Annotated in this window: 10 protein-coding genes; 9 read left to right on the top strand and 1 reads right to left on the bottom strand. The window is 74.5% G+C overall.

The window, feature by feature from the left end; translation table 11 throughout:
• Nucleotides 1-164: 164 nt before the first annotated feature.
• From AB0M39_RS34140 to AB0M39_RS34100, 9 genes are all read left to right on the top strand, one after another.
• Nucleotides 165-2375, top strand: coding sequence for an MMPL family transporter (locus AB0M39_RS34140; RefSeq protein ID WP_365370722.1), 2211 nt, complete (start codon nt 165-167; stop codon nt 2373-2375).
• A gap of 12 nt (nt 2376-2387) precedes the next feature.
• Entirely contained in the window at nt 2388-3122 is a 735-nt protein-coding gene (locus tag AB0M39_RS34135) for a DUF2993 domain-containing protein (RefSeq protein WP_365370720.1), read from the top strand.
• A 321-nt stretch (nt 3123-3443) separates the two neighbouring features.
• Nucleotides 3444-4760, top strand: a complete 1317-nt coding sequence (locus AB0M39_RS34130; protein WP_365370718.1) for an MFS transporter — start codon at nt 3444-3446, stop codon at nt 4758-4760.
• Between the two features lie 124 nt (nt 4761-4884).
• On the top strand, nt 4885-6219 hold the full coding sequence (locus AB0M39_RS34125) for a non-ribosomal peptide synthetase (RefSeq protein ID WP_365370716.1): 1335 nt from the start codon (nt 4885-4887) through the stop codon (nt 6217-6219).
• Between the two features lie 220 nt (nt 6220-6439).
• Nucleotides 6440-9634, top strand: a complete 3195-nt coding sequence (locus tag AB0M39_RS34120; protein ID WP_365370714.1) for an amino acid adenylation domain-containing protein — start codon at nt 6440-6442, stop codon at nt 9632-9634.
• Entirely contained in the window at nt 9634-11601 is a 1968-nt protein-coding gene (locus tag AB0M39_RS34115) for a non-ribosomal peptide synthetase (RefSeq protein ID WP_365370712.1), read from the top strand. Before AB0M39_RS34120 ends, AB0M39_RS34115 begins: the two co-directional genes overlap by 1 nt.
• Nucleotides 11602-11650: 49 nt before the next feature.
• Nucleotides 11651-13462, top strand: coding sequence for a non-ribosomal peptide synthetase (locus AB0M39_RS34110; RefSeq protein WP_365370710.1), 1812 nt, complete (start codon nt 11651-11653; stop codon nt 13460-13462).
• On the top strand, nt 13452-16319 hold the full coding sequence (locus tag AB0M39_RS34105) for a condensation domain-containing protein (protein ID WP_365370708.1): 2868 nt from the start codon (nt 13452-13454) through the stop codon (nt 16317-16319). Before AB0M39_RS34110 ends, AB0M39_RS34105 begins: the two co-directional genes overlap by 11 nt.
• Before the next feature lie 668 nt (nt 16320-16987).
• The gene (locus AB0M39_RS34100; protein WP_365370706.1) at nt 16988-18085 is read left to right on the top strand and encodes an RICIN domain-containing protein; all 1098 of its coding nucleotides are present in this window, start codon (nt 16988-16990) and stop codon (nt 18083-18085) included.
• An 86-nt stretch (nt 18086-18171) separates the two neighbouring features.
• Here AB0M39_RS34100 and AB0M39_RS34095 read toward each other — a convergent pair.
• Nucleotides 18172-19038: aminoglycoside phosphotransferase family protein (locus AB0M39_RS34095; protein WP_365370704.1), on the bottom strand; the 867-nt coding region annotated here is incomplete at its 5' end.

Here is a 19038-nt window from a genome sequence, read left to right as displayed (position 1 = left end):
TGGGACTCCTCTCTTCGATTGACATTATTGCACTCTGAGTGCAACGGTAAATGTGCACTCAGAGTGCAACTTCATTCATGGAGGGGAAGCACAGCACGATGTTCCTTGCCCTGGGCCGGTGGTGTGCCCTCAGACCGCGACGGATCCTTGCCGTCTGGGCGGCCGTGACGATCGCCGTCGCCGCCGCCGTGATGCTCCATGGCCGGGTCACCAGCGAGGCGGTGACCATCCCCGGCAGCGACAGCCAGGCGGCCCGGGATCTGGCCGACGGCTTCGCCGGGCCCGCCTCCGGCAACCAGCCCCTCGTCCTGCACACGGACCCGGACGGCCCGGCGCTGACCTCCGCCGCCGCGCGGAAGGCGGTCGAGGCGGCGGCCGATGACGTGGCCCTGGTGGACCACGTGGTGAGCGTCTCCGCGCCGTACGGGACGTCGGGCCGGGCGGCCATGAGCCCGGACGGCCGCACCGCCTACCTCTCGGTCGGGCTGGACGTGACGGGGCGCGACATCACCCCGGAGATCAGCGAGGCCGTGCTGTCGGCCGCCGAACCCGCCCGGCAGGCGGGCATCGAGGTCACGGCCGGCGGGGACCTCGCGGCCGCCGCCGACAAGGGGTCCACCGCGCACAGCGAGCTGATCGGCCTCGCGGCGGCCGCGGTCATCCTCTTCCTCGGGCTGCGCAGGATCGTGGCGGCCGGGCTCCCCCTGCTGGTGGGGGTCGTGGGGCTGGTGATCACGCTGTCGGCGATCGGTCTGGTCGGGCACGTCCTCGACATGCCCTCGGCGGGCGCCACGATCGCGGCGATGATCGGCCTCGGCGTGGGCATCGACTACACCCTCTTCTGTCTGACGCGTTTCCGTGAACTCCTGGCCGAGGGGCACGAGGCAGTCGACGCCGCCGCGCATACCACGGCGAGCGCCGGCAAGGCCGCCGCCTTCGCCGGCTGCGCGGTGGCGGCCGCTCTGGCGGGTCTGGCGCTCGGCGGGCTGCCGCTGCTCTACGCGCTGGCGCTCGCGCCTGCGATCGCCGTCATCGTGGCGGTCCTCGCGGCCCTGACCCTGCTGCCGGCCCTGCTCGCGCTGCTCGGCCGCCGACTGGGCCGCAAGCCCGGCCGCCGGCCCGCCCCGACGACACCCGCCGCCGTCGCCGACGCCGATGACACGGACGACGCCGCCGCTTCCGCCGGTCCGAGCGACCCCGCGGGCGTGCGCTGGCACCGGCTCGCCACGCATGTGGCCGGTCGTCCCTGGCGCTATCTGCTCGCGAGCCTGGTCCTGGTGGGCGTACTGGCCATACCCGCCACTCAGTTGACGTTCGGCCAGCTCGACGCGGGCGACAAGGCGGCGGGAACGGCGGGCCGTACCGCGTACGACCAGCTGGCCGAGGCCTTCGGGCCGGGCGCCAACGGCCCGCTCCAGGTGACCGCGACCCTGCCCACGGCGGCCGAGGGACCGTCCGACGACCGCGTCACGACGGTCGCCGAGGGCCTCGCACAGACCCCCGGGGTGGCCGCGGTGAGCCCGGCCCGGCTCAGCGCGGACGGCCGCACCGCCCTCTGGCAGGTCACCCCGACCACCGGCCCCGGCGATCCGGACACCGTCGCGCTGGTGGACCGGCTGCGGGAGACCGCCCTGCCCGAGGCCACCGCGGGCACCGGGGCAGCCACCCATGTGGGCGGGCCGACGGCCGCCCAGGCCGATCTGAACACGCGGCTCGCCGACCGGATGCCGCTGATCATCGTCAGCGTCGTCCTCGTCGCCGGCCTGCTCCTCCTCCTGGCCTTCCGCGCGCCGGTCGTCGCGCTCAAGGCGGCCGTGATGAACCTGATCTCGGTCGCCGCCTCGTACGGCGTGCTGACCGCGGTGTTCCAGTGGGGGTGGGGGGCGAGCCTGCTCGGCCTCGACGGCCCGGCGCCGATACCCGGTTACGTCCCTCTGCTGATGTTCGCGGTGCTGTTCGGGCTCTCCATGGACTACGAGGTGTTCCTTCTGACCGCCGTACGCGAGTCCTACCTCCGGCGCCGGGACAACGCGCGCGCGGTCGTCGAAGGACTGGCCGGCACGGGCCGGATCATCACCTCGGCGGCGATGATCATGGTCTGTGTGTTCCTCAGCTATCTGCTGTCCGAGGACCCCGTGGTGAAGATGTTCGGCATCGGGCTGGCCACGGCCGTGGCCCTGGACGCCACCGTCGTCCGCGGGCTGCTCGTCCCGACCAGCATGGTGCTGCTCGGCGAGCGCAACTGGTGGCTGCCAGCCTGGCTCGACCGGATCCTCCCCCGGGTGGACATCGAGGGCGGCCCGACGCCCCCGGCTCCGGCTCCCCTGTCCGCGTCCGCCGCCGCGTCCGGCTCCGACCGGCTTCCCACTCCCTGAGGTACGCACCCCATGCCCGTGAAGACCCCGCACACCCCGACGACTTCGAAGAAGCGGACCCTGCGCACGGCGCCGCGGCGGCGGCCGGGCCGGCGCGTCGTCGCCGCGGCCGTGGCCGTCCTGACAGGCGCCGCGCTGCTCACCGTCGACGCCGTCGCCCGCCAGTTGGGCGAGGAGAGGTTCGCCGACCGGATCGCCGCGCGCCAGGGCGGGCGACTGGCCGATCCGGAGGTCGTCATCGAGGGCTACCCCTTCCTGCTCGGCGCCGCCCGGGGCGCCCACCCCGAGGTGCGCGTCACGGCAGACGCCGAAACGCGCGACGGCATCCCGGTGAAGGCCGCGGTGGATCTCCACGAGGTGTCCGAGCGCTCAGACGGCTACGCGGCGGCTTCGGTGGACGCCGCGTTCACCGCCCCGTTCGACTCGCTCGGCGCCGGCGGCGGGCAGAACGTCCGGCTCTCCGACGCGGGCGACGGCCGGCTGCGGATCGAGGCCGGCGTCCTGGGCATGCCGGTGGTCGTCACGGCCGAACTCCGTCTCGACGCGGGGACGGTCACCCTGCACGCGGACAGCGCCGCCGTGGGCGACCGCCCGATCGACCCGGCGGCCCCGATCATCGACAGGGCCCTGTCGAAACGCAGCCGGCAGCTGCCGCCCCTCCCGATGGGCCTGAAGCCCACCGACGTGTCGGTGGGCCCGGACGGGGTGACCGCGCACGCCCACGCGCAGGACGTGGACCTGGCCTGACGCGACCCGCCGCCGGCGTACGGACGAGGACGAAGCACCTATACCGGCTGGAGTCGGCTCCCTCGAAACTGACGGTGAGCGGGCGACTATTTTCGGTCATTGGTGCGATTGATGGTTTCGCCCACGGGATCGCCCTAGGGCCGCCCGGGCGAGCGCCGCACGAATCCTCTTGCACAGTGGCCCCAACGTCGGTCATTCATCCGGAAGTTGCCCCGTTCTGGCGGAGGATTTATCGATTTGACAGAGATACTGCGCAAGAAACGACCGAAAGTGTTCTTTGTGTTTTGACTATTGATTGACCTTCCGGCGAAGGTCGGGCACATGTCCCCCTCTCCTTCTTCCGCGTCCAGCGGCCTGCTGGGCATGCGCGACTTCCGTCTCCTGCTCGCCGGCGCCGCCGCGGGCCAGGTCGGCGCCCAGGTCACCCTGGTAGCGCTGCCGTTGGTGGCGGTCCTCGTGCTGAAGGCGCCCTCGTTCCAGGTGGGACTGCTCACAGCTGCCGAGACCGCCGCGTTCCTTCTGATCGGGCTGCCCGCGGGCGCCTGGGTGGACCGGATGCGCAAGCTCCCGTTGATGATCCGGGCCGACGCGGTGCGCGCCCTGGCCATGGCGAGCATCCCGCTGGCCGCGGTCGCCGACGTGCTGACGATGGCTCAGCTGTACGTCGTCGCTCTGGTCACCGGGGCGGCAACCGTCTTCTTCGACGTGGCCCACCAGAGCTATCTGCCCGAACTGCTGCCCAAGGAGCAGCTGATGGCGGGCAACGGCGCACTGGAGACGGTCCGCTCCTCGGCCCATGTCGCCGGCCCGGGGCTCGGCGGCGGGCTCGTCCAGGCCGTCGGGGCCCATCTGGCGATCGTGGCCGACGCGATCGGCTACGCCGTGTCCGCGCTGTTCCTGCTGGCCATGAAGCGGCCGCCCGAGGCCCGGCCCGAGCCGGTCGCGGGCGCGTCCCTGCGCAAGGACGTCGGGGAGGGCCTCCGGTTCGTCCTCGGCCACCCCTTGCTCCGGGTGATCGCGGCGACGACCGGGTTCGGCAACTTCTTCACCGCGATGCTGATGGCCACTCAGACCATCTTCCTGGTGCGGGTGCTCGGCCTCGAGCCGTTCGCCGTCGGTATGATGCTCGCCGCCTCCGCCGTGGGCGGACTCGTCGGCGCGGTGAGCGCCGCGGCCCTCGCCGGCCGCATCGGGCAGGGCCGCATCATCTGGCTCTCCGCCCTGGCGACCGGACCGTTCGCCCTGTTGTGGCCGCTGTCCGGACCCGGCGCCGCAGCCGCCCTGTTCGCCGTCGGATCCGCCGTGGTCTCCTTCGGCGCCGTCGTCTACAACGTCGCCCAGGTCAGCTTCCGCCAGGCGCTCTGCCCGCCCCGACTGCTCGGCCGGATGAACGCCACCCTGCGCTTCCTCGTCTGGGGCACCCTGCCGCTCGGCGCCATCGTGGGCGGCGCGGTCGCGGACGCCTTCGACGCCCGCGCCGCGCTCTGGGTCTGCGCGATCGGCTTCCTCGTCGTACCGCTGCCGCTGCTGCTCTCCCCGCTGCGCCGCATGCGCGATCTGCCCGCCGCGCCGGACGACCCGCAGGGGCCGGCCGCGCCCGGCGACGACGACCGCCACGAGTCCGTCGCCGTGGGCTGACGCGACCCCCTCCCCCCGTTCCACGTCCGGCCTGCCTGCCGGTCATCTCTCGCCGCCGTCCCGCCCGAGCGTCTCGGCGCGGCATCCGACGTGCGGCCATGACAGACACGACAGAGAGGACACCGTGCACCTCAGCATCACGGGCCAGTACCAGGCTCGCTTCCAGCGCATAGCCGCCGACCACGGGGACGTCGAACTGCTGCCCCTGACGGGAGCCCAGCGGCGCTTCGTGCTGGTGCGCTCGCTGGACCCCGCCGGACGGCCCGACATCGTCCCGATGTTCTTCGCCTTCCCCCGGGGGACCGTGGATCCCGCCCGGCTGCGCGCCGCCGCGAACCATCTGGCCGCCCGGCACCCGGTCCTGCGCTCCCGTCCCCAGGTGCTGCGCGGCACTCCCGCGCTGCGCCTGGCGGAGCCGGACGTACCGGTGGAACGCCTCGTGGGGGCGCCGGGCGAGGACGCGGCCGCCACGCTGCGTCGGGCCCTGGGCGCCTGGACCGCGCAGGGCTCGCCGCTGCGGCTCTACCTGGCCGAGGACGGCCCGGACGCCGAGGAGGAGGTGCTGGCCGTCGTCCTGGACCACGCGGCCTGCGACGGCCAGTCGCTGGCGCGCATCGTGGAGGAGCTGGGCAGCGCCTACCGGGACGGGGCCGGCCCCGGGGACCTCGCGCTCGCCGAGGCGGTCGCGGAGCTGGCCGGCTACCGGGAAGCGGTCCTGATGCAGCTCGACGCCGAGCAGCGCGCGGGTTCGTCCGCCGCGCTGGAGTACTGGGGCGGGCGGCTGCGCCAGGTGCGCGAGCGTGCTCCGCTGCCGGGGGCGCAGGCTCTCGCCGCGGGCACGCTGCCCACCGGCGCGGCCGAGGCGCGGCTGCCCGCACCGGCGTCCGGCGCTCCCTTCCCCGCGCTGCTCGACGCCTGCCGGGCCACCGCCCGCGTGCTGTACGGCGCCGGTCAGGTGTCGCCGATCGGGTACCCGTGGGGCGGCCGTCCGGCCGCCGCGGCGCCGGTGGTCGGCTGCTTCCTCAACACCGTCGTCTTCCCCGCCGGGACGGACGCCGCCCCGGACGGACCGGGCGGGGACGGCTCGTTGGGCGCGGAGGCGACGGCAGCCGGCTGGTGGGACGACCTCGACCGGGCGGACACCCCCTTCGACGAGGTCGTGCACGCCGCCCGGTCGGCCGGGTCCCTGTGGTCGGGCCGGCTGGACGGTCTGCTGACCGTCGACGACGCCGCTCGCCGTCCGCCGCTCAGCCTCGGCGGGGCGACGGGCCGCGAGGTCCATGTCGACGGCCGGCAGGTGCGCGCCCCGTTCGCCGTGTCCGTCACCCACGGGCCAGAGCTCCATGTCCGCATGGTGTGGGACCGCCAGGTGCTCGGCGACCACAGAGCGCACGACGGGTTCGACGCCTTCTGCGCGGCCCTGTCCGCCTCGGAGCCGGCCGGCGTCGCCGTCGGCTGACGCCGCGGCCGTACACCGAGGCGGACCACCGCCGAGACGTGCACGGCCGCCCCGCTCCACCCGAGCCTCCAGCGGCTGAGCCGCCCCGACCCGACCCGACCGAGCACAGCACGGCCGGACCGCGCGATCCGCGGACCGGCCCGCTAACCCCGGGCAGGGAGCACGACCGTGCCCCGGCCCGCATCCGATGAACCCGACCCGACAACCTCAGGGATCGCCCATGTTTCCGCTCTCCTCGTCGCAGGAGATCGTCTGGCTGCACGAGCAAGTGCAGCCCGGCAGCCGCGCGTACAACTTCACCGCCTCACTCGATCTGTGGGGAACGCTGGACACCGAGGCCCTGCGCCACGGACTGACCGCCGCGCTCGACCGGCACCCCGGGCTCCGCCTGGAGCTGGTGGCCGTCCCCGGCGAGATGCCCGCGCAGCGGACCGCCGACGACTGCGCGCTCCGGCTGCGGAGCGTGGATCTGCGCGGGGAGGCCGATCCGGAGGCCGCGTTCGCGAAGCTGCTGCGCACCGAGGCCGAGACGCCGCTCGACACGTACGAGGCGCCGCTGCTGCGCTGGACGCTGGCGCGGATCGCCGACGACCAGCACCGGCTCGTCCACGTCGAGCACCATCTGATCCACGACGGGCACTCCTTCGCGATCCTGCTGGGCGACGTGTTCACCGCGTACCGCGCCCATGTCCTGGGCGAGCCGGTCGTGCTGCCTCCCGCGCCCTCGTACGAGGACCATGTGCGCGCGCAGGCAGCCGACGAGCGGGCCCTGGCGCGGAAGGCGAGCCTTGAGTACTGGGCCGAGGAACTGCGCGGCGCCTCCTACGACATGCCGCTGCCCGGCCTGACCCGGCCCGGCGTCCAGCGCAGGCACCACGGCGGACAGCTGCGGCAGTCGATCGGCGCGGACCTGACCGAGCGGCTGCGCGTCCACGCCCGCGAGCGCGGCCTCACCCCGTTCTCCACGCTGCTCGGGCTCTTCGCGGAGCTTCTGCGCCGGCACAGCGGCCGCTCCGAGATGGTCGTCGGCACGGCCGTCGGCAATCGCCCGCGCGGATTCGAAGACGTCGTGGGCATGTTCGTCAACACGATCCCCCTGCGGCTGCGCCTGGACCCGGACGCCCCGGCCGAGGACACCATGGACGAGGTGACGGACACCCTCATCCGCGCCCTTCCGCATCAGGAGGCGCCGGTCCAGGAGTTGACCCGCGCGCTGTCCCTGCACACCTCCGGCGCGGACAACCCCCTGTTCAGCGTCATGTTCAGCGCGCACGACGCGGCCCTGCCCGAGATCGAGGCGCCGGGTCTGGACATCACCCTGTTCGAGGGGTTCAACACCGGCACCACCCGGTTCGACCTCGACGTCGTCCTGCTGCCCGACGACCGGCGGGGCGTTGGCCCCCGGCGCGGGGCGCCCGGCATGACGCTGGTGTGGGACTACGACGCCGACCTCCTCGGCGAGGACGTGGCGAAGCTGCTCGCCGGACGCCTCCTGGACCTGCTGCGCGCCTACCTGGACGCTCCCGGCACGGTGCTCGCCGACCTCGCCCTTCCGCAGATAGCCGTCGACCCCGAGCCCCAGACGCACACCGTCGCCCAGGGCAGGGACGCGCTCGACCCGGCCGCCGCCCACGACGCCTCGCTGCCCGCGCTGCTGATCGGGGCCCGCCGGATCACCTACGGCGACCTCGACGAGCAGGTCGCCTCCCTCGCGCGTCGGATGCGGGAAGCCGGTGTGAGCGCCGGGCAGCCGGTCGCGGCCGTACTGCCGCGCGGCGCCGACTCGGTGGTGACGCTGCTGGCCTGTCTGCGGACCGGCGCGGTGTACTGTCCGCTCTCGCCCACCGACCCGGCCTCCCGTCTGGAGCTGCTGCTGGAGCGGCTCGGCCCGGCGCTGGTGCTCACCTCCGCGGGCGCGGGGGCGACGCTGCCCGCGCACCTTCCGACCGCGCGGATCGACGACGCGTCCTTCCCCGCCGCGCGCGAGGCCGAGGTGGTGGCCGGCGCGGCGTACATCATCCACACCTCGGGCTCGACCGGGATACCCAAGGCCGTCGCGGTGGGCCGGGCGGCCCTGGAGAACCATCTGACCGGTGCGACCGAGCGGTTCGGCCTGGCCGCCGGGGACCGTGTGCTGCTGTTCGCCCAGCCCTCGTTCGACGTGGCGCTGGAGGAGGTCCTGCCTTCGCTGTACGCCGGCGCCTGCCTCGTCGTGCCGGAGCGGGAGGTGCCCACCGGAGCGGAGCTGGCCGAGCTGCTGGCCGCGGCCCGGGTCACCGTCGCCAACCTGCCGACGAGCTACTTCCTCGCCACCCGCGAGGACCTGCGGCCGGTGCTGCGCGAGCGCCGCTGGGCGCCGAGGCTGCTGGTGCTCGGCGGCGAGCGCATCCCGGCGGACGCGATGCGCGCGTTCCTCGCCGACACCGACGCCCGCGTGTTCAACGTCTACGGCGTGACCGAGGCGGCGATCAGCTCGACCGTCCACGAGATCACCCGGGAGAGCCTCCCGGCAGGTGCGGAGATCCCCCTGGGCGCCGAACTGCCCGGCGAGCGGATCCACGTACTGGACACGGCGCTGCGTCCGCTGCCGACCGGCGCGGTCGGCGAGCTGGCCATCGCCGGCGCCGGTCTGGCCGAGGGGTACGTCGGCAACCCGGAGGCCACCGCGGCACGGTTCGTCCGCGTCGACGCGCTGAACGGCGAGCGGGTCTATCTCACCGGCGACCTCGGCTACCGGGACCGCGACGGGCTGCTGCACTTCCTGGGGCGGCGCGACAACCAGATCAAGCTGCGGGGCTACCGCATCGAGCTGGAGGAGGTGGAGGCCGCCGCGTCCGCCGTGCTCGGCGGACGCTCCTGCGCCGTCGTGCTGGACCGGGAGGCGGCGGGCGGACCGCGCCTGGTCGGATTCCTGGAGGACTCCGACGACCAGGGGCCGTGGGACGAGCAGACGATGCACATCGAGCTGAGCCGCCGGCTGCCCGGGGCCCTCGTGCCCGGCCGGTGGGCGCGGCTGGACGCCATGCCGACGCTGGCCGGCGGCAAGCCGAACCGAGCGGAGCTGGCCCGTCTGGCCGCCGGACTCGAGCCGGCCGCGCCGGCCGAGGAGAGCGCGGTGGCCGAGGCCGACCCCGCCGCGTTCGCCGATCCCGCTCTGGCGCTGCTCGCCGAGGGCTGGCGCGAGGTTTTGGGCCACGGCCGGTTCACCGAGGCCTCGCACTTCTTCAGGACGGGCGGGCACTCGCTGCTCGCCGCGCAGCTGGCCGCCTGGCTGGAGCCTCGCATCGGCGTCCGGCCGCCGCTGCGGCTGCTGTTCGAGAACCCGGTCCTGGCCGACCAGGCGCGCGCCGTGGACGCCGTCGCCCAGCCGGCCGCCGCCGCACCCACCGCTACCACCACGCCGACGGAGTCGTGATGACCGAGATGCTGAGTGACACGCCGACGCCGACCAAGGCCCCGCAGGCGACGGGAGGGACTGCCGAGCAGACCTCCGAGCCGACGAACGGCCGCCTCGGCGCCCTGCCGAGCGTCGCCCACGGCGCCCCTCTTCCCGAGGGCGCCGCGGCCGGAGTGCTGTCCCGGTACGAGGAGTGGGTCCGCAGCACTCCCGAGGCCCCTGCCGTGGTCGACGGGACGGACGCCTGGAGCTACCGGCAGCTGGACGAGGCGGCCGACGGCGTCGTTCGCGCCCTGGGCGACCGGGTCCGCGCGGGCGACGTGGTCGGCGTCTGCCTCGACCGCTCGGCGGCGCTGGTCGTGACCGCGATCGCCCTCGCCCGGATCGGCGCGGTCTACCTCCCGCTGGGCCCCCGCCCCGGTGAGCGCCGCATGGAAGCGGTCGCCGAGGACGTCGCCGTGGCCGCTCTGATCGGCGACCCCGCGGTGCTGCCCGCCCGCCATCGCGAGGCCGAGCAGATCGCGCTGCCGCTGCCGGGCGAAGGCACGAACGCCGCCCCGAAGACCGTCGCGGCCTTCGCCTCCCCCGCGGCCGGCGCCCGCCCGGCTCCGCGGGAGGCCTTCTACGCGGTGCTGACCTCCGGCTCCACCGGGCGGCCGAAGGCCGTGGCCGTCGCCGAGCCCGCGCTGTCCTCGATGCTGGACTGGTACCGCACCGAGACCGGGCTTGCGCCCGGAGACCGGCACTCCCTGCTGATCGGCGTCGCGTTCGACCCGCATGTGATGGAGCTGTGGGCCGGTCTGACGTCCGGCGCGGCTCTGGTCCCCGCTCCGGACGCGGTGCGCTGGGACCCGGCCGAGCTCACCGCATGGTGGCGGGACGCCGCCCTGACGGTGTGCGTCGTGGCGACCCCGATGGCCGAGCCGGTCCTGGACCGGCCCTGGCCCCAGGGCCTGAGCCTGCGTCACCTCGTCGTCGGCGGCGACCGGATGCGCCGGCGTCCTGGTACGGACGTGACGGCCACGGTGCACAACGCGTACGGACCGGCCGAGGCCACCGTCGTCACCACCACCCACGCCATGCGCGCAACCGACCCCGACGCGGGCGACGCGAGCGCGCCGTCGATCGGCACGCCGATCACGGGCGCCACGGTCGTCGTCACCGCGGAGGACGGCAGTGTCGTCGCCCGCGGCGAGAGCGGGGAGCTGTGCATCGGCGGCGCGGGTCTGGCGCTCGGCTATCTGGACCCGGAGCTGACGGCACGCCGGTTCGTCTCCCCGCCCCCCGGCATCGACGCGGAGGGGATCGACCGCGTGTACCGCACCGGCGACCGGGTGCGGATGCTGGACGACGGCAGCCTGGAGTTCCTGGGCCGCCTCGACGACCAGGTGAAGATCAGCGGAGTGCGGATCGAGCCGGCCGAGGTGGAGGCCGCGTTCGAGCAGAACCCCTCGGTGCGCAGCGCGGTCGTCGCCGCGCCGCGTTCCGCCGACGGCAGCGCGCGTCTGGTGGCGTACGTCCTCGTATCCGACGGAGCGACGCCCGAGGCCCTGCTGTCCGCCGTACGGGCGTGGCTGCCCGAGCAGGCCGTGCCCTCGGCCGTGCGGATCGTGGACGCCTTCCCGCTCGACGCCAACGGCAAGGTCAGCCGTTCCGAGCTGCTGAAGCTGGCCGCGGCCCCCGAGCCGTCGGCCGACGGCGCCGAGTCAGCGGACGACGGCGACGCGCTCGAGGGAGCGACCGAGAGCGAGCGGCTGGTCCTGCGGGCGGTGCGCGACCTGCTGGACAGCCCCCGCGTCCAGCTGAGCGCCAACTTCTCCGAGGCCGGCGGAACCTCGCTCGCGGCCTCGCGTCTGCTGACCGTGATCGAGGACGAGACCGGAGTGCGGCTGCGCGCACCGGAGCTGCTCCGCCAGCCCGACCTTCGGGCCATTGCCGCCGTGCTCGACAAGCGCCGCGCGGCCGTCAGACCGGCAGGGGCCTGAGATGACGACTGTCCTGGCGAACTCCCCCGACCACAGGAAGGAAAGCCCCGTGCCGGCTGACCGCACACCGTCCGCGTACGCCGCCGATCTGCCCGCCCTGGTGGCGCGGCACGCCGAGCAGACCCCGCAGGCGCTGGCCGTGATGGACGGGGACACCACGCTGACGTACGCGCAGTTGATCACCTCTGTCCGCGCTCTGGCCGCGTATCTGCACGACCACGGCGTCCGCCCCGGCGACCGGGTGGGGCTGCTCGTGCCGCGCTCGGCCCGGACCGTCGTCGCGCAGCTCGCGCTCTGGTGGGCGGGCGCGGCGTGCGTGCCGCTCGACCCGGCGCACCCGCGTCCGCGGATCGAGGCGATGCTCGCCACCGCCGGCGCCACGCTGACCGTCGGCGACGGCAAGCTGCTCGAGTCCGCGGCCGGCATGGGCGCGACCCTGGCGCTGCCCGAGGAGCCGCTGCTGACCGGTGCGGAGCTGCCCGCGGTCGGGCTGGACCCGGACGCGACAGCGCTCGTCCTGTTCACCTCGGGGTCCACCGGCCTCCCCAAGGGCGTGACGGTCCGCCACGGGGGCGTCGCCGAGCTGGTCGCCGCCCCGCGGTACGCGGCCGTCACCGACCGCGACCGGGTGCTGTTCCACTCGCCGACCACGTTCGACGCGTCGACCTTCGAGATGTGGTCGCCCCTCGCCAACGGCGCCGCCGTGGTGGTGTGCACCGCCGACCGGCCCTCCTTCGAGGAGCTGGCCCAGCAGGTCGAGCGGCACGGCGTGACCGTGGCGTTCTTCACCACGGCGCTCTTCCACCAGCTGGCCGCCCGCCGCTCCCGGGTGTTCTCGACGCTGCGCACGGTGGTGGTGGGCGGCGAGGCGATGGCCGCCCAGCATGCCCGGGCCGTGCTGCGCGCGTTCCCCTGGCTGGAGCTGGTCAACGGCTACGGGCCGACGGAGGCGACGACGTTCGCCACCGTCCACCGGGTCGCCGACGCGGACTGCGACGGTCCTGTGCCGATCGGCCGCCCGGTCGCCGGCGCCGTCGCGCACGTCCTGGACGCGACCGGGCAGCCGGTCGCGCAGGGCGAGCACGGCGAGCTGTGGATCGGCGGCAGCCGGCTGGCGGGCGGGTACGCGGGACGGCCGGAGCTGACCGCCGAGCGCTTCGTGGACCATCCCTCGCTGGGCCGTCTGTACCGCTCCGGCGACCTGGTCTCGATGCGCCCGGACGGCGTCCTGGACTTCCACGGCCGCGTCGACGACCAGGTCAAGGTCCGTGGATTCCGTATCGAGCCGGGCGAGGTCGAGCACATCCTGCGCGAGCTGGCGGAGGTGGACGACGCCGCCGTGACGGTGCGTCGGCCCTCGGCGGACGACGCTCGCCTGGCCGCCTTCGTCGTGGCGGCGCCCGGCCCGGTGCCCCGCGCCGAGACGCTCAGGGCGCGGCTCGCCGAGCAGCTGCCCGCCCATCTGGTCCCCGACGAGCTGACCTTCGTGGAGCGGCTGCCCCTGACGGTCTCCGGCAAGGTGGACCGGCGCGCGCTCGCCGCACTGGACGGCACGGCCACAGGCCAGGACGCCGCCCAGGCGCTGACCCCGCTCCAGCAGGCCGTCGCCGAGGTGTGGAGCCGCAGTCTGGGCTGCGAGGTGAACCGGCCGGACGCCGACTTCCTCGCCTACGGCGGCCACTCCCTGCTCGCCCTGGTCGTCACGGACGACCTGCGCGAGGAGCTCGGAGTGGAGCTGTCCCTGCCGGACTTCTTCGGCGCCCCCACGGTGGCCGGACAGGCCGCGCTCGTCGAGCGCGCCCTGCTGGCCGAGCACAGCGATCTCCACCCCGACGCGCCGGAGGACACCGATGGCCACTGACACCACCCCCGGCTCCGCCGCGCTGCAGGAGGAGCTGCTGCGCAGGGCCCGGGCCCGCGCCGGCGCCCGACCGGCCGCCCCGGCTCCCGCGGCCGACCGCGACCAGGGTCCCGCGCCGCTCTCGCACGCCCAGCGCCGAATGTGGCTGATGGACCGTCTCGGCCAGGGCGGCTCCCTCTACAGCGTGCCCTTCGCCACCCGGCTGCACGGGCCGCTCGACGTGGACGCCCTCGCCGTGGCGCTGACCGCGCTCGTACGGCGCCACGCCGTCCTGCGCACGCGTTACGGGCAGCGCGGCGACGAGCCGTACCAGGAGACGCTGCCCGCGCCCGACACGATCGCCGTGCCGGTGGTGGAGGCCGACGGCGACGGCGCCCAGGCCCTCGCGGCGGAAGCGAGCCGTCCGTTCGACCTGGCGGCGGGTCCCCTGCCGCGTGCGCTGGTGCTGAGGCACGGCCCGCAGGACCACACCGTGCTGCTGACCTTCCACCACATCGCCATCGACGGCGGGTCGTTGGAGACCGTCGCCGAGGAGCTGGCGCAGCTGTACGCGGCAGCCGTGGACGGGCGCCCCGACGAGCAGCCGGAGCCGCCGCAGTACGCGGACTACGCGCGCCGGGAGCACGCGTCGGCCGGCCGCCTCGACGAAGGTCTTGGCCACTGGACGCGTCGGCTCGACGGCGCCGCGCCCCTGCGGCTCCCCCGGCCGGCGCGGCCCTCCGCCGACCTGGGCGCGCGGCCGGCCGTGGCCCGCACCGCGAGGCTCGACGAGTCGGTGCTGCCCGCGCTGCGCGAGCTGGGCAGGCAGCGCCGGGCCACCCTCTTCACGGTGTCCCTCGCCGCCGCCTTCGCCGCGCTGCACCGGTTCACCGGCGAGGACGACCTGGTCATCGGCTGTGCCGCCACCCACCGCGAGGGCGCGGCGATGCGCGGTCTCGTCGGGCTGTGCGTCAACACCCTTCCGGTGCGCGTGGACCTCTCCGGGGACCCGGAGTTCGGGATCGTCGTGGAGCGGGTGCGCAACGCGCTGCTGGAGGCCCAGGAGCACCGGGAGGTTCCCTTCGACCTGATCCTGGAGCGGCTCGGGGCCGCCGGGCGGGACGCCGACGGCACGCCGCTCGTGCGGGTGACCGCGGACGTCCTGCGCAGGCCCACGGCGCTGGCGCTCCCCGGCACGGTCGCCGAGCCGGTCGACGTCGCCCTCGGCGGGGCCAAGTTCGACCTGTCCTTCGGCCTTGTGGACACCGACGAGCCCGCGTGCCTGGTCCAGTACGGGCAGGCGGCCCTGGATCCGGAGGCCGGAGACCAGCTGGCAGGCGGCTTCGCCGAGCTGCTGGCCGCGGTCGCCGTCGACCCGGGGCTGACGCTGTCGCGGCTGCCCGGCCGGCCGTGGGCGGTCCCGGTCGAGGACGACCGCCATCCGGCCGAGACCCTGCTGCGGGCGCATCCGCAGGTGAGCGAGGCGGCCGTGCCGGAGCCGGCGAGCGGACCGCTGATCGCCTACGCCGTCCTACGGGAGACCGGTGGTCCCTCCCCCGTCGAGCTGCGGGCCCATCTGCGGTCCGCCCTGGCCCGGGAGTTCGTCCCCGCGGTGGTGACGCTGCTGGACGCGCTGCCGCGGAAGGCCGACGGCACTGTGGACGCCGGCCGGCTGCCCGGGGCGGCAGCGGCGCCCGCGCTGCACGGGGACCGGGCGCAGGCGGTGACGGAGGCGTTCGCCGCTCTGCTGGGCCGGACTCCCGCGCCGGACGACGACTTCTTCGTCCTCGGCGGCCACTCGCTGATCGCCGTACAGCTCGCAGAGCGCCTGCGCGTCGGCCTCAAACTGCCGCTGACCGGCCTCGATGTGATGCAGCACCGGACGCCGCGCGCGCTCGCCGCGCTGCTGGAGGCGCGTGAGACGCAGCGGACGGCCGCAGCGGCCAAGGCGGCCACGACGTCGTCCCGGACGCGGCCCTCTCGCGAGGGCACGGTGCTGGTGACCGGCGGCACGGGCGGCGTCGGAGCATTCGTGCTGCGCGAGCTCGCCGCCCAGGGGCGACCGGTGCTCGCGCTGGCCCGCCCCGAGTCGGCGCACCTGGTGGCCGGGCACGGCGTGGACGTCGTCGAGGGCGATCTGACCGACCTGGACGGCCTGCGCGCCGCCGTGGAGAGCGCGGACGCGGTGATCCACGCCGCCTGCACGTTCACCCGTCCCGAGGTGGACGTGGCGGCGATGCGGGCGATGGTCGACGCCTGGCACGGCGGCCCGTTCGTCTTCGTCAGCAGCGTGGACGCCTACGGGCGCCCCGCGGAGCGGTGGGTGGCCGAGGAGTCGGCCTCCCGGCAGCCGTTGAGCGCGTACGGCCAGGCGAAGCTCGACTGCGAGCAGATGCTGATGCGGGCGGCCGGCACCGAGGGCCGGGGCGGGGCGAGCGTCGTGCGCTCGCCCATCGTGTGGGGTCCGCACGACCGGCTGCGCGACCAGCTGCGCTGGGGCGCGACCGGGATGCTCTATCAGGCGGCCCTGGCAGGAGAGCCGATCGCTCTTCCCCGGCCCGGCACGGCGGGGCGCGACTGGTACGGCGCCCCGTGGGTCCACGCGGCCGCCCTGGCCCGTGCGGTGACCGCCTGTCTGGACACGCCCGTGCACGGCGTGGCCAACGCGGTGAGCGGGCACGTCGCATGGCAGGACCTCGCCGTCGAGCTGCGCGGGCTCCTCGCGGGCGACAGCGACGTACAGCTCGTCGATCGGGTGCATCCGGACCTCGACCACCCGTGGCAGTACCACGCGGACCGGCTGGCGCCGGCGCTGCGCGAGCAGCCCGGGGAAGACTGGCGCTCCGTGCTCGCCGCGATGGTCGCCGACGCCTCCTAGGCAGCTGGGGTGTCGCCAGCGCAAGGCGCCTGACCTGGGCTCTGCCCGTCAGGCGCCTTGCGCTTGCCCGTGTTTCTCAGACGAGGACCGGGCGCGCGGGGAGGCCCGACGCAGAAACGTGTAGATGGCAGGAAAGGCCTCTGGAATGGCCGACACCTGTAGAGCCCTGGCCGCGCCCTGAATGTCATGCTCGCGGCGGCGATCAGTGACCCGCCGCCGACCCTCAGGACAGGAGGAGTGCGTGCGCTTGCGACACCGACTCGGGGCATACGAGCACAGCGCGGCCGCCACAGCGATCAGCCCGGCGCCAGCCCTCGCCGCCTCTGTCCCGGCCTACGCGGCCCTGCCATGAGGCGAGTCGGGACTACTCGGCGCGCCCATGGGCGTCGCCGGCACGCCGTGACTGCCTTGCGGGCCGTGGGCGCACCCGGCTGGACCGGCTCGCCGCCCGAGGGCCGCTCCTGACCGTCTCTGTCCGGATCACCGGTTCGCCCGTGCCGGGCCGCACAGCCCGCCCGGCACGCGACACCCACCGTCAGAGCTCACGTGCGTCGCACCGCGGTCCGCCCACCCCCTGGTGCAGCGGGGCGTCGGCAGGCCCGTGCGCACGGCGGACCGCGCAGCGCGTCCGCACCAGGCCACGAGAGAGAAGGACGACTATGTCAGCCATGCCGTCGAGACAAACCTCGGTCTCGCGAACGGTCATCGCCGCCCTGGGGGCGGCGGTGTGCATCGCCCTCGGCATCACGGCCTCCCCCGCCTCGGCCGCCCCTTCGACGGCCGCCGGCGCAACTTCGACGCCCGCCGGCGCACCTCCCGCGCTGGGCGAGATAGCGCTCACCTCGGCCAGCAACGGCCGCAATCTGGACGTGCAGAACGGCAACACGGGCAACGGCGTCTTCATCGTCACCAACTCCGCCCCCGGCCACCACCAGTCGTGGCGTGTCAACAGCACCGGCTCGGACTCCTCGTTCACCCTCGTCAACAACGCGACGGGCAAGTGCGTCGACGCCGGTCTGCCTCTTCGGCAGCAGGTGTGCGACGGCCGCGCGAGCGAGAACTGGTACTTCCAGCCCGTCACCGGCGCCGGCCAGGGCGTCTTCATGATCCGTCACAAGGCCACCAACACCTGTCTCGACGTCGTCCAGAACGCCCAGCACAACGACGCGTGGACGCAGAACTACCGGTGCAACGGCACGAAGGCCCAGCAGTGGGTCCTGCCGCAGACGGCCCGTGAGGCGGCGTGGAACATGGCCGTCGACTACGCCGGCGCCCGCTGCGCCAAGGACGTCTCCACCTGCTCCTGGACCAAGGGCAGCCAGGCGCCCGCCGCGCCGCTGCCGAAGGTGTGCGTGTCCCCCGTCTGGTACAACGGCACCTCCGCGCCCGTGCCGTGGACCTTCACCCTCAACACCACCACCGGATGGTCGTCCACGATCGGCTTCACCCTCTCCTCCTCGCTGTCCGGCGGCGCCGCTCCCGCCCTGCAGGCGACGGTCGGGACCACGGTGACCGGCTCGGTCACCATGAACCTCGGCCAGGATCTGGGCAACAGCCTGACCGTCACCGTGCCGCAGAAGCAGTACGGCTGGGTGGCGCTGTCGGAGCTGGCGACGAAGGTCGCCGGCATGTGGACGTTCGACGCGCAGGGCTTCGCCTGGAGCGCTCAGGACACCATCACCGTCCCGCTGAGGAACGACGACGCGGGCGGCGCCAGCGTGTACTCCGCCCAGACCAGCGAGCAGTTCACCGGCTGCAACGGGTAGCGCCCGGGCAGGAGGCCCAGAGAGAAGCGAGCGGCGGTCTCCCGGCGAGCCGGAAGACCGCCGTGGCCCTCGGAGACGCCCGGCCGCTAGCGGTTCAGCAGTGCGTGCGCGAGCACGACGGCAGGTGCGGCGAGCGCGGACTCGCCGTCCTCGACGTCCCACAACGCGTTCTGCAGCAGCCGCCCCAGGGTCCAGCCGAGCGCGCGCTGGCGGTCCAGGTCGAGCACGTCGGTCAGCAGGTCGAAGCGGCGCCGTACGATCCGCGGCGCGTCGCCCGTCGCGACCACGTCCTGCCACCGGCTGTCCAGGGCGGGCCACAGGTCGAACCCGGGGTCGCCGGCGAGCGGTTCGGGGTCGATGGCGAGCCATGGCTCGCGCTCGGCGGCGAGGACGTTGTCGTAGTGCAGATCCCAGTGCAGCAGCCGGTCTGAAGGCTCGTCGACGAGCTCGGACACCGCCGACGCGAAGGTCCGCAGGAGCCGCCGGTCCGCGGGGTCGGCGAGCGCCGTCACCGCTTGGGGAGCCTGCTCCAGCATGCCGGCGGCGATGTCGCCGAGCCCCCGCAGTCCCGCGGGCGCGGGGACCGAGACGAGTCGAGCCAGCAGCTCGGCGAGGACGGCTGTCGCGACGTCGTCGTCCTCGACGGACGCCAGGGTGCGGGCCCCGTTCAGCCGCTCGAGCAGCAGGGCGCCGCTCACCGGGTCGTGGTCGATTAACCGCACCACGCCGTCGCCGTTCCAGGTCCGCAGCCCGATCACGGCGGCAGCGGTCTCCTCCTTGGGCATCTGGAGCCTCAGCACCGCCCGCGTGCCGTCGCCGCGCAGCACCGGCAGCACCAACGCGGCCTCGCCGAACCCGCTTTCGCCGTCCCGCCGCAGTTCCCAGCGCTCCAGGAATTCCGAGGCCAGGCCGGGCAGATCGGTGATCCACTTCCTCCCCTCCTCGCCGCTGCT

Source organism: Streptomyces sp. NPDC051907, assembly GCF_040681075.1.
Lineage (GTDB): Bacteria > Actinomycetota > Actinomycetes > Streptomycetales > Streptomycetaceae > Streptomyces.
Note: the sequence above shows the minus strand (reverse complement) of the source record. Positions and strands in the feature narration are given on the sequence as shown.

Coding starts and splice junctions, on each gene's coding strand:
- AB0M39_RS34135 (WP_365370720.1), top strand. CDS start 2,388: ATGCCCGTGAAGACCCCGCACACCCCGACGACTTCGAAGAAGCGGACC.
- AB0M39_RS34130 (WP_365370718.1), top strand. CDS start 3,444: ATGTCCCCCTCTCCTTCTTCCGCGTCCAGCGGCCTGCTGGGCATGCGC.
- AB0M39_RS34120 (WP_365370714.1), top strand. CDS start 6,440: ATGTTTCCGCTCTCCTCGTCGCAGGAGATCGTCTGGCTGCACGAGCAA.
- AB0M39_RS34115 (WP_365370712.1), top strand. CDS start 9,634: ATGACCGAGATGCTGAGTGACACGCCGACGCCGACCAAGGCCCCGCAG.
- AB0M39_RS34105 (WP_365370708.1), top strand. CDS start 13,452: ATGGCCACTGACACCACCCCCGGCTCCGCCGCGCTGCAGGAGGAGCTG.
- AB0M39_RS34100 (WP_365370706.1), top strand. CDS start 16,988: ATGCCGTCGAGACAAACCTCGGTCTCGCGAACGGTCATCGCCGCCCTG.